Annotated in this window: 17 protein-coding genes; 16 read left to right on the forward strand and 1 reads right to left on the reverse strand. The window is 49.1% G+C overall.

The window, feature by feature from the left end:
- From Pmgp_RS12525 to Pmgp_RS12585, 14 genes are all read left to right on the forward strand, one after another.
- The coding region (locus tag Pmgp_RS12525) for a hypothetical protein (protein ID WP_205078015.1) at nucleotides 1-266 on the forward strand (266 nt) is incomplete at its 5' end.
- 229 nt (nucleotides 267-495) lie between these two features.
- Nucleotides 496-684 (forward strand): DUF6550 family protein, encoded by a 189-nt coding sequence (locus Pmgp_RS12530; RefSeq protein ID WP_243119837.1) that lies wholly within the window; start codon nucleotides 496-498, stop codon nucleotides 682-684.
- A gap of 75 nt (nucleotides 685-759) precedes the next feature.
- Nucleotides 760-2451, forward strand: a complete 1692-nt coding sequence (locus tag Pmgp_RS12535; RefSeq protein WP_134214328.1) for a DUF8193 domain-containing protein — start codon at nucleotides 760-762, stop codon at nucleotides 2449-2451.
- Nucleotides 2452-2539: 88 nt separating this feature from the next.
- Entirely contained in the window at nucleotides 2540-2881 is a 342-nt protein-coding gene (locus Pmgp_RS12540; RefSeq protein WP_134214329.1) for a DUF3852 domain-containing protein, read from the forward strand.
- A gap of 129 nt (nucleotides 2882-3010) precedes the next feature.
- Nucleotides 3011-3313: a nucleotidyltransferase family protein gene (locus Pmgp_RS12545; protein WP_134214330.1), complete on the forward strand. Its 303-nt coding sequence runs from the start codon at nucleotides 3011-3013 to the stop codon at nucleotides 3311-3313.
- Entirely contained in the window at nucleotides 3303-3719 is a 417-nt protein-coding gene (locus tag Pmgp_RS12550) for a HepT-like ribonuclease domain-containing protein (RefSeq protein ID WP_134214331.1), read from the forward strand. The genes Pmgp_RS12545 and Pmgp_RS12550 overlap by 11 nt, the downstream gene beginning before the upstream one ends.
- 171 nt (nucleotides 3720-3890) lie before the next feature.
- Nucleotides 3891-4751, forward strand: a complete 861-nt coding sequence (locus Pmgp_RS12555) for a conjugal transfer protein TrbL family protein (protein WP_134214332.1) — start codon at nucleotides 3891-3893, stop codon at nucleotides 4749-4751.
- Nucleotides 4748-5317: a DUF7768 domain-containing protein gene (locus Pmgp_RS12560; protein WP_134214333.1), complete on the forward strand. Its 570-nt coding sequence runs from the start codon at nucleotides 4748-4750 to the stop codon at nucleotides 5315-5317. The genes Pmgp_RS12555 and Pmgp_RS12560 overlap by 4 nt, the downstream gene beginning before the upstream one ends.
- A gap of 13 nt (nucleotides 5318-5330) precedes the next feature.
- Entirely contained in the window at nucleotides 5331-5633 is a 303-nt protein-coding gene (locus tag Pmgp_RS12565) for a hypothetical protein (RefSeq protein WP_134214334.1), read from the forward strand.
- Nucleotides 5630-6220 carry a hypothetical protein gene (locus Pmgp_RS12570; RefSeq protein WP_134214335.1) on the forward strand — a complete coding sequence of 197 codons (591 nt, stop codon included), beginning with the start codon at nucleotides 5630-5632 and terminating at the stop codon, nucleotides 6218-6220. The genes Pmgp_RS12565 and Pmgp_RS12570 overlap by 4 nt, the downstream gene beginning before the upstream one ends.
- A gap of 101 nt (nucleotides 6221-6321) precedes the next feature.
- The gene (locus Pmgp_RS19770; RefSeq protein ID WP_192902921.1) at nucleotides 6322-6612 is read left to right on the forward strand and encodes a hypothetical protein; all 291 of its coding nucleotides are present in this window, start codon (nucleotides 6322-6324) and stop codon (nucleotides 6610-6612) included.
- Nucleotides 6613-6700: 88 nt separating this feature from the next.
- Nucleotides 6701-6841 (forward strand): hypothetical protein, encoded by a 141-nt coding sequence (locus Pmgp_RS19775; RefSeq protein ID WP_192902923.1) that lies wholly within the window; start codon nucleotides 6701-6703, stop codon nucleotides 6839-6841.
- 316 nt (nucleotides 6842-7157) lie between these two features.
- A complete protein-coding gene (locus Pmgp_RS12580) occupies nucleotides 7158-7649 on the forward strand; it encodes an RNA polymerase sigma factor (RefSeq protein ID WP_243119838.1) in 492 nt (163 codons plus the stop codon).
- Nucleotides 7642-8748, forward strand: coding sequence for a hypothetical protein (locus Pmgp_RS12585; RefSeq protein WP_134214337.1), 1107 nt, complete (start codon nucleotides 7642-7644; stop codon nucleotides 8746-8748). The genes Pmgp_RS12580 and Pmgp_RS12585 overlap by 8 nt, the downstream gene beginning before the upstream one ends.
- A gap of 308 nt (nucleotides 8749-9056) precedes the next feature.
- Here Pmgp_RS12585 and Pmgp_RS12590 read toward each other — a convergent pair whose 3' ends face one another.
- Nucleotides 9057-9863, reverse strand: a complete 807-nt coding sequence (locus Pmgp_RS12590) for a hypothetical protein (RefSeq protein WP_134214338.1) — start codon at nucleotides 9861-9863, stop codon at nucleotides 9057-9059.
- A gap of 291 nt (nucleotides 9864-10154) precedes the next feature.
- Between Pmgp_RS12590 and Pmgp_RS12595 the strand changes: the two genes are divergently transcribed.
- Together Pmgp_RS12595 and Pmgp_RS12600 are read left to right on the forward strand one after the other, a co-directional pair.
- Nucleotides 10155-11984: a VirB4 family type IV secretion system protein gene (locus Pmgp_RS12595; RefSeq protein WP_134214339.1), complete on the forward strand. Its 1830-nt coding sequence runs from the start codon at nucleotides 10155-10157 to the stop codon at nucleotides 11982-11984.
- A 63-nt stretch (nucleotides 11985-12047) separates the two neighbouring features.
- Nucleotides 12048-13082 carry an amidoligase family protein gene (locus Pmgp_RS12600; protein ID WP_134214340.1) on the forward strand — a complete coding sequence of 345 codons (1035 nt, stop codon included), beginning with the start codon at nucleotides 12048-12050 and terminating at the stop codon, nucleotides 13080-13082.
- Nucleotides 13083-13094 lie beyond the last annotated feature (12 nt).

The raw sequence follows: 13094 nt of genomic DNA on the forward strand, positions 1-13094 counted from the left end.
ACATTTTTTCACATGACTGGAATGCGATGCGGGGGTATCATTACCTCATGCATATCGCCCGTATGTTAAATGAAATGGCGCTTCATTCGCTTTACCTGACGGAACATGTCAAAACAGTCGGGGTTCAGTCTTTCATCAAGAAGTTTTATGAAGCTATGACCTATAGTGAGTTGGATACAGGGCGGCTTCGCCGGCTGACCGAATCTCCCGGTCAATTGCGACTAGTGCGCGAAGAAAATTGGAAAGCAAGCCGTCTGGCGGCATAGCGAATTGAACTGATACAGACAGCTTAGGCAGCGGTTGCGCGGCGCTACTCGTCTTTCCGTTGAAGATGTCCGGCATGCTAAAACGAGCAGAAACGGTTTAGTTAAGGATGTGTTGATACGGATAAACCGGTGATTTTTGGAATAACCGAATAGGCAATAGTTGCGAAAACGTCAATTCCAGACCCCGCAAGATTTAAAAAACATTTTCATGCGTCAGCTCTGTGATAATGTGCAAGCGGTAGATCACGACAGTGTAAAAAAACCGGTTTCCGCACAGACTGGTGAACCAAAAGGCGGCGAGAGAAAAGACGGCCAGGTTTATCTCCCCGGCTTCGGCTGGGTGACCGAAACAGGCGGTTCGGGCACAACAGTAGACGGTGACGGTGATATCAACAAACAGGTTGGGACTATGGATTAGCCCTCGACAATAGACCAAACATTCCAAGGAGCGCAGCAGAAATTGCGGTGTTTTTTGCTGTTCAAGGAGGTCTTTATGAAACGAATACTGAGCATTTTTATGGTGCTGACTCTGCTGCTGACCGCCCTGCTTCCCCTCACCGCCTATGCCGAAGGCGAAGGGAACATTGACCATGGAGGCGGCGGCATGGGCAGCGGCACCGACGAAAACTTCTGGAACCCCGGCGACGAGGGGGTGCGGGTCACGGTGGTTAGAGCCGGCGATCACGCGTTGGTCACCACCCCGGTTGATTTTACCAACCAAAGCCCCGACAACATCCAGGCGCACTTCGGCAAGGTCAGCAAAATATCCTACACCAACGGTTTTTCTTTGACGCCCGGCACGCAGCAATACACCTATGTCAATCCGGGGCAAGCGATTCCGAGAATCATCACCTCCGGCAGCGGCAACGCCAACATCGAAGTCATCAAAAGCTATTTTACAGATGAACTGGTTATTAGATATATTGCCGATATTACCGGTTTCAATTATGATACCCTCATCAACGGTGACTACAAAATACTGTTAGAGCCGGTTGTCTACATGACCTTCCAGGGCGTAAGGATTGCTCTGACGGCCACCGAGGCGGCGCTTTACGACCAGCAGTTGGACGGCGGGCTGCGCGGCGTAATGGTTTCACTTTCGCACAAGAACCTGCCGCTGGCGATGTTCCTGGAAACGCCCGATCTCGGCTATCCGGCCTGGTCCGGCTCCCGAACCAGCGCAGCCTCCAACACGGACATCATCAGCTCCCTTGGCCTTGGCATCGTGCGGTTCAGCGAGGCGGAGCCTCCCCAGGTGAGCGGCTATGACTACACCTATCGGGTCAACACTCAGGTCATCACCTCGGTCACGGTCAGCGGCGGCCAGGCCGATCCCGACCATCCAGTGACGGTGCGCTTTACCATCGGCGGTCAAACCTACATGGTGAACAACGTCTATTATCCCGAAGGCGACAGCCAGCTTGCGTGGGTGCGCTGGACGACACCCGCCACGCCGCAGACCATGACCATTAATGTGTCCGTCGCAGGCAGAGGCAGAGCCAGCCAGGGCACCATCACCGCAAACATTGTGGATCTGTCGGGCCATGATCCGCCCAATCCCGTTGCCGACGACCGCAACGACGCCTACTCCAAACCGGGCGTTCCGAGCAATGCGCAGAAAACCTCCGCAACATGGGGCGTGTGGCGTCCCTGGTGGCAAGAGTATTGGGTGTGGCACTCCACCGGCGATGGTTCGGGCTGTTGGTGCGACCATGGCTGGTGGGAGTTCGACTGGAATTCCTACTCGGCAAGCCTTTTGGCGTCCATGAGCGTCAAGCCGGATGACAAGGACCCGACCGCGGCAGGCAAGACCATGAAAAGCGGATACGGCATCAACCAGACCGTCGCCGCCCAGGTCAGCACCAGTCAATCCTCGGCGGTGACAGGCGCGCAGACCGCCGTGACCTATTTTCCTGAATTCCAATATCAGTCCTACTGGCGTCTGCTGGACAGAACCGGCGGCGGTTACAGCGCCAAATTTGAGTTCGCCCCGAACCAGTACAGCACGTATAACCGGCGCACCTACTTCACCCCCATCTGGCTGCCGGACGGAAGCTATACGCCCTACACCTACCTGATGGATTGCTGGACGCCCCAGGGGATGCTCAGCATGAATCTCACCGACTCGGTGACCATCAGCGGGAATCTTTGGAGCGACTGGCATATCGCGCCGGTCAAACCCTGACCTTATCATCGGGAAAAGAAGCGGACCGCAAGGCCAAAACAGCTTTGCGGTCTTTTTTCAGCAATAAAACATGAAAGGTGGAAAAGCCATGAAAAAAACCAAGAAGCTCCTGCTTGTCTTGGGCGCAGCCCTTGTCCTTGCAAGCATATTCTGCGTGGCCGCCCATGCCGCGCCTAGCGGCGACGTGGCGGGAGCCATCGAGGGCACCTGGAACGACGCGTCCGATCAGATCAAAACCGTGGTCAACAAGGTGGTGTTCCCCGCCATCGACCTGATTCTGGCCGTGTTTTTCTTCGCCAAGCTGGGCATGGCGTACTTCGACTACCGCAAACACGGGCAGTTTGAGTGGGAGGCTCCGGCCATTCTCTTCGCTTGCCTGCTCTTTGCCCTAACTGCTCCGCTATATATCTGGCAGATACTTGGCATGTAGTCCAAACAGTGAGTCTGCAGATTTATGGAACCGCGGACCTTTTTATTTCCAAATTCAAGTAGATTATAAAAACTGCTGTGGTATAATAGATCAAAAAGTATTTTAAACATATTTCAAGGAGGCGAGAGCATGACAGCGAAAAAGTATACGATAGAAGAAATCAAAACTGTTGTAGAACCAATCGCCCGAAAATATGGGGTGGAACGCGTGTATCTGTTTGGCTCTTATGCCCGTGGAGATGTTACTGAAAACAGTGATATAGATTTACGCGTGGATAAAGGGTCCCTTAAAGGGATGTTTGCTCTGTGCGGGTTATATACGGAAATTGAAGAAGCTCTACAGACGAAAGTGGACGTTCTGACAACAGGAAGCCTGGAAGATGACTTTCTCCATAAGATACGGAAAGAAGAGGTGCTTCTATATGGCGGATAACCGGAACGCCGACGTACTCCGCCGTATCATTTCCTATTGCCGTGAGATAGAAGAAACCATTCGGCGGTTTGGAAAAGATTACACGGTATTCGCGCAAGATTCCGTATATAGGAATGCCACGGCTCTTTGTGTAATGCAAATTGGAGAATTGACCACGCGTCTCACCAATGATTTTAAACAAACCTACACTGGAATGCCTTGGACGCAGATTAAGGCGTTGCGTAATGTGGTTGCTCACAGCTATGGTAAAATTGACGTGGAAAGCTTATGGGAAACCATAACCATCGACATTCCAAAGTTGAAAGACTATTGCTCCGACATCATCCAACAATTTGATGTCCTCACGCAGGAGAGCGCCAACGATCCGGAGGATGAGCAAAAGATTCCCGGCATTTCCATGGATTAAACAAAACCAACTAAAAAAAGCAATTGGAACACGCTTATCTGAAATAGGAAGCGTGTTTTTTTATTGCCTGTATTTAGAATATCTCTTCACCTCTCCTGTACAATCATTATGCGCGGAAGCCTGGGTAAAAGCAGGCTTTCCGTTTTTTTATGAAAGGAGTGACAGGCCCAAATGTTTATATGGGATTTTACCACCGGCCTTGTGTTGGGGCAGATCATGGACTGGATCTATGGACAGATCATCGGCTTCCTTGGCGAATTCTTTGCCATGATGGGCAACATGGGAGCCGAGCTGTTCGATATGAGCTGGGTGCAGGCCATCGTGCTGTTCTTCTCCTACCTGGCCTGGGCGCTTTACGGGACAGGGCTGGTGGTAGCCGTCTTTGAATGCGGCATTGAGGCCCAGTCAGGCAAAGCCAGCGTCAAGGATACCGCCTTAAACGCCATCAAAGGCTTTATGGCCGTGAACCTGTTTTCCCTAGCGCCGGTGGAGCTATACAAGCTGGCCATCACCTTGCAGAGCAGCTTCACATCGGGCATTACCGGCCTTACGGCGGCAGACAGCGGCATCAGCACCATGTTCATAGCCGCCCTTACCAATCTCGGCGGCTTCGGGCTCAACCCCATCATGAGTATATTCTGTGTCATCCTCATGGGCTACGCGGTGATCAAGGTATTCTTCGCCAATTTGAAGCGCGGCGGCATCCTGCTGATCCAGATCGCCGTGGGGAGCCTGTATATGTTCAGTGTTCCCCGTGGCTACATCGACGGTTTTGTAAGCTGGAGCAAACAGGTGGCGGGCTTATGCCTCACCGCTTTTTTACAGGCCACTATTTTGGTTGCCGGCTTAATGGTGTTTAACAGCAACATGCTCTTAGGTCTCGGCCTGATGCTGGCAGCCTCGGAGATACCGCGGATTGCCGGACAATTCGGACTGGACACCTCCACCAAAGGCAACCTCATGAGCACCGTGTACGCCGCGCAAACAGCGGTCAATATGACCAGAACGGTGATAAGGGCGGTGGCCAAATGACGGAAATGAAGCTGGTCTATATCGCCTCGCCCTACGCCGGGGATATCGCATACAATACCAGGATGGCCATAGAATACTGCCGCCATGCCGCTGGCCGCGGCGTCATTCCCCTGGCTCCTCATTTGCTCCTGCCGAAATTTCTCTTTGAATCCAATCCGCGGGAGCGGGAGCAGGGCATCAAAATGGGGCTGCGGCTGCTGGGCGTATGCTCCGAGCTGTGGGTGTTCGGCGACCGGATATCCGCTGGCATGCGCCGCGAGATTGCGGAGGCCGAAAGGCTGGGTATTAAAATCGTTTATCAGGATTCAAATAAAATTCAGGGAGTGATGAATATGAAGCAATGGGGTATTTGGGTGAAAAGAGGCGCGGACTCTGTCTGCGGAGCGGCGGAAGCCTGGCTGAAATCAAACGGAAACCCCCTGACCTTTGACAGTTATGAGGAAGCGGCGGCTAGGGCCGCATCGCTCATGCAAGATATCGGAACCGCCAATGTCTCCTACTATCCGAAGGAGATGCGGCGGGAGCCGGAGGAAGCGCCCGTGCCCGGCCTGAGCATGAAGCTGTAGGGAGGGCTGAGACATGTATATTTACCCTGACAATTTAAAATCCCAAGCCGTGCTGTGGCTATGGCAGCTTCGGGACATCGGCGTCATCGGCGTCGGCTGTCTTATCTCTGTTTTCGCGCTGGCGCAGCTTGGTATTTTGCTTCCCATCGTGGCCACCGCCCTCTACGCCTTTTTAACTATCCGCTTCGAGGACACCAGCATTCTCGACTTTATAAAATATGCCTGCGCTTTTTTTATCACCAGGCAGCAGTTCTACGAATGGAGGCTGCAATCCGCCGACCACTGGGAATTGGATAGAAAGCAGGTGAACAAATGAGCGGAAAAGAGAAAAAACAACAGAAACAAAAGCTGGCCACGCGGCAGCTCATCAATACCAAAGCCGTCACCGACCACAGTCTGCAGACTTACGGCCACGGCGAGCTTGTATATTTTATCATCAAGCCCACTAATATCTCCGTACTGTCCGAGGCAAGCGTCGCCGCCCGAATTTACGCCCTCATGACCGTGCTGAAAGGCATGGCGGAGATCGAAATGTGCTGCCTGAATTCCCGTGAAAACTTCGAGGACAACAAACGGTTCCTGCGAAGCCGCATGGAGCGGGAGGAGCAGCCCGCCGTCCGCAAGCTGCTGGAAGCCGACCTGACCTTTCTGGACCGCATCCAGGTGCAGATGGCCACCGCCCGTGAATTTCTTATCATTATCCGGCTGCGCAATGAAAAAGAGAGCGAGGTGTTTCCCTATCTGAACCGTATTGAGAAAACCCTGCGGGACCAGGGTTTCTCCGTTAAGCGGGCTGATAAGGAGGACATCAAACGGCTGCTGGCGGTCTATTTCGAGCAGAACGTGACCACGGAGCGGTTCGAGGACTTCGACGGGGAGCGATGGATTGTTTTGGGCGACTGAAAAACATTCTCTTTACCCTTTTTCCCGTATGGACTTGTGGCCGCTCTTCGTTTATTGTCGTGTGTGACGCAAATAGGTAGTTCGCACAGGAGGTGATAAAGGTGACGGTTGCTCAAGATGAAATTCTAAGCATGTTTGTCACGGAGTTGCGGGAAAAAGCACTTTTAGATTTTCGGCATAGCGATCAGCAAGTTCAAGACCGATACAATGAGAACCGTGAATTAAGCATGAAATTAAACAATATTCTCAAAGAACTCAGCAAGGAAAAACGGCGGATCATTGAGGACTACATGGACAAAACAAGCGGCCTTGTTAGCTGCCAGCTTGACTACCTCTATCTGAAAGGGATCAAGGATGGTTTTAAGCTGGTTAAAATGCTGGAACTCATATAGCTCCTGACCGGATACCCGTCAAATGCTTGCCCCAACAAGGCAGGTCTTTTTTTCTATTCATTTTTAACTGATAAGGAGATGATGCCTTATGCCAAAAAGAAAAGGAACTCCTGCCGCGGCACAGCAAGATGGCATCCGCATCCAGGAATTTCTCGATATGATTTCTCCGTCGGTGATTCAATTTTTCACCGACTATTTTATTTGCGGCAACACCTACCGCTATGTGTGAAAATTGTGTGAGTAGCCGACCAGATGTTAAAGACGGCCATTCAGCTTCTGTACTCGCTGACCTATCGGGACAGGGAAAGCGGTTATTCAGTTGTCTGGGCAAGCCTTTGCCGATGACTGATGAGAATGATGTCTACTCGTAACCAATGCGATACAGTCAAAGAACCACTTACCGCAGTTTAGGCTTACTTTTATAAATTGAATTTTATAATATGATAGAAGTAATAAAAATTTTTATTTTTTCGGGAAGTTTTTGACTCTCCAAAACATCTTAATTAGTATCAGGACAAAACGTTATGTATTGTGATGTGATGTTAATGATAGAACGACAGAAAAAATTTTGCAGTTTAATAAGGGAATACCGATTAGGATTATTTCGCGTTGCAAAGGGAATCTTGAGAAATGATACCGATGCTGAGGATGCCGTAAGTGAAACAACCTGCAAAGCATTTGCAAATCTTGATAAACTGAGAAACTTTGAAAGCTTTAAACCCTGGGTTATGAAAATCCTTGTAAATGAGGCATATACCATGGCAAATAAACGGAAAAGAACTGAGCCGCTGGATGACATAGCAGTTGAGGACAACAATTCAGAGGCAATCGAATCACATGAGCTGTGGGATGCCGTTCAACATCTGAGTCTTGAATTCAGAACAGTAACAATTTTATTCTACTACGAGGATATAAGTATCAAGGAAATCAGTAAGATTCTAAATCTGCCACAGGGGACCGTCAATTCAAGGCTTAACCGCTCCAGAGAAAAACTCAGATCAATTCTTAAAAGTAACGGAGGCCGCATAAATGAATAATTTTGATGATATCATCAGAGCAAAAGCAAAATCGGAGCTGATAGTCCCCCCCGAAGGATTTGAAGAACGCAACGATATCCTTATCATGGAGCTTGATGCTCATTCGAGAACTTTGAAAAAAAACAAAAAATTTCCCGTCTTTTACTTTAAATCATCAGCTATAGCGCTCTTAATTGTTTTATTGCTTGCAGGAGTTTGCTCTGCTGCATATACCCTGTCGGGAGGGGACTTCTTTAAACAGTTTTTTGCTGATAAAGCAAATAGCGATGCAGAAAACGATTACAGTTATATGAATACTGAACAAATTGACGATATGGCATCAAGCACGGTTGGCACGGTTGTGAATACGGATGAGCTCACCATTGATGTTATGGGTGTGATCATAAGCGGGAATACTGCGGAAATCATGTTGAAAATTACGGCCAATAAACTGGACAGCGTACTTTATGATACCGGAATAGAGCCGCTTAAAAACTACAGATTCAATGATGATATGGGGGGAAGCTTGTTTAAGGATTTTGAAACTGCATCTATCAGACATTATTACAGCGATGAAGATGAAAGCCTTGCCCCCAATCAATTTAAAATAATGTATACGCTGATCGGCAAGGACAACTTTGAAAAAGGAAAACACACAATGGAATTAAGCAATTTCGGTTATTTTACCTTTGGTGACGGCGCAGGCACGGACTTTGTGTCAATGTATGATAAAAGCTGGCAGTTTGACATTGCATTTGACCCCGGTTCGGACACCAGCAAAAGCGTATTTGTCAATAAGGAAATCACCATCGGAGGCTGCAGTTTTATCTTCAATAGTGTAAATATCACGCCTTTGGCATGCACTATCAGGTTAGAATGCAATCAGGATCGTAAATATTTTAATGAACACTTAGATGAAATCCTTAAGGCTTTTACCGAAGGTACTGAGGATTGCTCCATAACACTTGCAGACGGCACAATATTAAGCAGTAATCAATTCGAGAAAAGAGGCTCCGGAGGAGAAGAAGGTTTTACGGTGGTGTTGACTTTTAATGCGCCTGTCACAGTTAATGATGTTGTTTCGCTAACGTTTTTTGGCACTGAGTACTCCTTAGAATAAGCGATTTAGTAAACCTTGCGATTCTATTTAATACTCATTGTATTATGAACATCTTGGAAGAAAGACAAGTAGCCGAAGCCTTAGACGGAGCAGTTCGTCTAAGGCTTCTTTATAAACCTGTTAAATACCCGAATAGGTAGATTTAACAAAAATGTTCTCGATCATATCTGTAAAAAATAGGGTATCCGGATTATCGTGTTGATACCATAATTAGGGTACCCAGAACTGTAAATATTAGTTAGTACATCCGTTAAAATTCACCACACAACCTGTTCCTATATGTGGCGAAATCTGTTAATAATGCGAATTCATTTTTTTGTTACATCAATCGGTATACTTTTAAGTTCATTTTGAATGAAGTCTGAAAGATATTCCTCAAATTTCTCTTTGTATTTCTTTTGTTCTGGATCTCGATGACGTGGGTATGACGGGTGCGGCAGGTAGAAAACTTTATCCCTCCATTCTTTAAGATAATTATATTGTTTTCTTTTTAGCTCATATTCTACCAATCTGCTCATAGCAAAAATGTATTTTGGGTTAAAGTAGCTTAATTCCTGATATAAATGGCCAATGCAATGTTCTAAGGGGTATTTTGTGTTAAGATCATTTTCTAACTGTTTCATAGCATAACCAAATTCATTAGATTTTTTCTTTTTCCCCTGAGAATTTTTTTCCTCAAGAAATGAATTAATAACCTCATTATTCAGGCTGCACTTAAAAAGATCCGTTACCCACACATAATCTAAAAAGCTACTGCAAATATCATCTTCTTTTAAATTTGTAGTTCGCCTAAGAAGCTTCTTTATGGCAAAGTTTAGATTTTTGTGATACCTCTTATTAGGGTTTTTCTCATTATTAGGATCTATTAAGTAAAAATTAGCTACATCATCAATGAGAAAGTCTAAGTCTTTAATACAATAATCATGATGATTTTTAAAGTATTTTTCTTCCTTATCTTTTGGAGAAGCAGGGTATAAGGTAATCAAAAGATATTGCACCTTTTCTGAGCTATAATTGCCAGCCCAACCTCTAGGTGGGTATGCATGATCTATAACAGCGCTATTGCAATTTTTACACTTCATTATGTCTAATAATTGCTCTTGTATATTACCCACTTAAAAGCCTCCTAATAATTGAGCATTAGGTAAGATTTTTAACTAATGATCCTTCAACATAATTAAAGTACAATGTAATTTTAAAATAGTCAATATTTTGTCGTATCACAAAGATTTAATACACAAACCAACTGGAAATTAAATCAGTCGGATCAACACGATAATCCGAATACCCAAAAAATAATCCACAAAATATCTCTGTAAAAGTGAATCACTTGCACCCAAGACCGCCACAAAAGTTGTCGGTTTTTTTTAATATATTCAAATCCAGTACCGAAAGGAATGAACCCTATGGCAAGAAAAATCAATGCCCACCCAACTACGCAGGAAGATATCCGCATCCAGGAGTTTCTCGACATGATCGCGCCATCCGTCATCAAATTCAACACCGACCACTTCATCTGCGGCAACACTTACCGTTGCGTTTGGGCATTGAGGGAATACCCCACAGCCACCGATGAACAGGCCATCCTGTGCCACCTGGGTGAGAAGGACGGCATCACCCTGCACATCTACACCCGTCATGTCACGCCGGTGGAGGAAAGGAAAATCATATCCAACGCCGCCAACAAGAACCGCATGAAGCAGAGCAGCACCAACGACCTGCAGCAGACTGTCACCGCTCAAAGCAACCTGCAGGATGTGGCCGATATCGTGGCGGCCATGCACCGGAACAAGGAGCCGCTGCTTCACGCCGCCGTGTATATTGAGCTGTCCGCCCACGGTCCCGAACAGTTGAAGCTCCTGCAGACCGAGGTGCTGACCGAGTTGATCCGCTCCAAGCTAAACGTCGACCGGCTGATGCTCCGCCAGCAACAGGGCTTTATCAGTGTGATGCCAAGCGGCTGGAATGTGTTCGGCGACCAGTTTGAACGGGTGCTGCCGGCCAGCAGCGTGGCCAACCTGTACCCCTTCAACTATAGCGGCAAGACCGACGCCAATGGTTTCTACCTCGGCAGGGACAAATTCGGCAGCAACATCCTCGTGGATTTCAACAAGCGGGCCGACGACAAGACCAACGCCAACATCCTCATCCTGGGCAACAGCGGCCAAGGCAAGTCCTATTTATTGAAGCTCATTCTCACCAATCTGCGGCAAAGCGGCATGCATGTGCTGGCCCTTGATCCGGAAATGGAGTATGAGGAACTGACGGAAAACCTCGGCGGCTGCTTCATCGACCTCATGTCCGGCGAATACATCATCAATGTGCTGGAACCCAAGACCTGGGATGAAGCGGGCGATCCTAGGGATGCCGATGCGCCCCAGGCGTTCCGGCAGACCTCCAAACTCAGCCAGCACATCTCGTTTCTAAAAGATTTTTTCCGAACCTACAAGGACTTCGACGACCGGCAGATCGACACCATCGAGATCATGCTGGGCAAGCTCTACGGCAAATGGGGCATCACCGACCGGAGCAATTTTGACCGGTTAAAACCGGACGATTACCCCATCCTGTCCGACCTGTACGAACTGATGGAGGCCGAGTATAGAGACTTCGACGAGAACAGCCGCCAGCTTTACACCGCCGATACGCTGCGGGAAATCTGCCTGGGGCTGCACTCCTTGTGCAAGGGCGCGGAGTCCAGTTTTTTCAACGGCCACACCAACATTACCGGCAGCAGCTTTGTGACCTTCGGCGTCAAGGGACTTTTGCAGGCGTCGAAGAACATCCGCAACGCCCTGCTGTTCAACGTGCTGTCGTACATGTCCAACGAGCTTTTGACCCATGGCGGCACGGTGGCCAGCATTGACGAGTTGTATTTGTTTCTTACCAACCCGACGGCCATCGAATATATCCGGAATTTCATGAAGCGGGTGCGCAAGAAAGACAGCGCCGTCATCCTTGCCTCACAGAATCTGGAGGATTTCGATATTGAAGGCATCCGGGAATACACCAAACCCCTGTTCTCCATCCCGACCCACGCCTTCCTGTTCAATGCGGGCAACATCGACGCCAAATTCTACATCGACACCCTGCAGTTGGAGCAAAGCGAATACAACCTGATCCGCTATCCGCAGCGGGGATTGTGCTTGTACAAATGCGGCAACGAGCGGTACAACCTTATGGTTCAGGCTCCGGAACACAAGGCGAAGCTGTTTGGAAAGGCGGGCGGCCGATGATAAAAAATCGGGGAAAAACAGCGTGGGCGGAATGCAAATGATGTGGCGAGGGGGTGAAGGACTTTGGACATGAAGGAGCAACGTTTCGGGATCGAAATAGAAATGACAGGACTTTCCCGCCAGCGGGCCGCGCAGGTTCTGGCGGAATACTTTGGAACAGCGCTCTCCAGCGACGGGGGCTATTACGGCGTCTATTCCGTCCTGGACAGCCAAAGCCGCAGGTGGAAAGTCATGAGCGACGGCAGCATCACCGTGGAATCCAGGCGCGGCAGCGCCGACAATACCTACAGCGTGGAGCTGGTCAGCCCCATTTGCACTTACGGGGACATCGAAACCATACAAAAAATCATCCGCAAGCTCCGTTCCGCCGGAGCCATCGCCAACGCAAGCTGCGGCGTTCATGTCCATGTGGACGCCTCGCCGCACAACGCCAATACCCTGCGCAACATCACCAACATCATGGCCAGCAAGGAGGATCTGATCTACAAGGCGCTGCAGGTCAATGTGTCCAGGGAACACAGCTACTGCAAAAAAGTCGACGAGCGTTTTCTGGAAGAACTCAACCGCAGGAAGCCAAAGACCCTGGAGCAGATCAGCCGGGTCTGGTACAACGGCGGCGACGGCAGGAGCGAGCATTACCACACCAGCCGCTATCACTGTCTAAATCTGCACAGCGTGTTCCAGAAAGGCACGATTGAGTTCCGGCTGTTCAATTCCACCACCCATGCCGGAAAGATCAAGGCGTACATTCAGCTCTGCCTCGCCATCAGCCATCAGGCGCTCTCCCAACGCTGCGCCAGCCGTGCCAAGACCCAAAGCACCAATGAAAAATACACCTTCCGCACCTGGCTTCTGCGCCTCGGACTTATCGGCGACGAATTCAAGACCGCCCGGCTGCACCTCCTGGAGCATCTGGACGGCTGCATCGCCTGGAAAGACCCCGCCCAGGCCGAGCGCCAAAAGGAACGGCTGAGGCGGAAAAAAGAAAAGGAGCTGGCGCAGACCGCCGAGGCCGCTCCAGCGCCGGAAGAACAAAATAATCAGGATGTCGAACAGGTCGAGGCTGAAGAAAGTCCCGGCCTTTCCATGTCCATATAGCAAGGAGGATTG

The sequence above is a fragment of the Pelotomaculum propionicicum genome, from assembly GCF_004369225.1.
Lineage (GTDB): Bacteria > Bacillota > Desulfotomaculia > Desulfotomaculales > Pelotomaculaceae > Pelotomaculum_B > Pelotomaculum_B propionicicum.

What these genes read in the sequence shown, in the direction of transcription:
- Pmgp_RS12535 (WP_134214328.1), top strand. Translation starts at nt 760, where the DNA reads ATGAAACGAATACTGAGCATTTTTATGGTGCTGACTCTGCTGCTGACC.
- Pmgp_RS12540 (WP_134214329.1), top strand. Translation starts at nt 2,540, where the DNA reads ATGAAAAAAACCAAGAAGCTCCTGCTTGTCTTGGGCGCAGCCCTTGTC.
- Pmgp_RS12545 (WP_134214330.1), top strand. Translation starts at nt 3,011, where the DNA reads ATGACAGCGAAAAAGTATACGATAGAAGAAATCAAAACTGTTGTAGAA.
- Pmgp_RS12550 (WP_134214331.1), top strand. Translation starts at nt 3,303, where the DNA reads ATGGCGGATAACCGGAACGCCGACGTACTCCGCCGTATCATTTCCTAT.
- Pmgp_RS12555 (WP_134214332.1), top strand. Translation starts at nt 3,891, where the DNA reads ATGTTTATATGGGATTTTACCACCGGCCTTGTGTTGGGGCAGATCATG.
- Pmgp_RS12560 (WP_134214333.1), top strand. Translation starts at nt 4,748, where the DNA reads ATGACGGAAATGAAGCTGGTCTATATCGCCTCGCCCTACGCCGGGGAT.
- Pmgp_RS12565 (WP_134214334.1), top strand. Translation starts at nt 5,331, where the DNA reads ATGTATATTTACCCTGACAATTTAAAATCCCAAGCCGTGCTGTGGCTA.
- Pmgp_RS12570 (WP_134214335.1), top strand. Translation starts at nt 5,630, where the DNA reads ATGAGCGGAAAAGAGAAAAAACAACAGAAACAAAAGCTGGCCACGCGG.
- Pmgp_RS19775 (WP_192902923.1), top strand. Translation starts at nt 6,701, where the DNA reads ATGCCAAAAAGAAAAGGAACTCCTGCCGCGGCACAGCAAGATGGCATC.
- Pmgp_RS12580 (WP_243119838.1), top strand. Translation starts at nt 7,158, where the DNA reads ATGATAGAACGACAGAAAAAATTTTGCAGTTTAATAAGGGAATACCGA.
- Pmgp_RS12585 (WP_134214337.1), top strand. Translation starts at nt 7,642, where the DNA reads ATGAATAATTTTGATGATATCATCAGAGCAAAAGCAAAATCGGAGCTG.
- Pmgp_RS12595 (WP_134214339.1), top strand. Translation starts at nt 10,155, where the DNA reads ATGGCAAGAAAAATCAATGCCCACCCAACTACGCAGGAAGATATCCGC.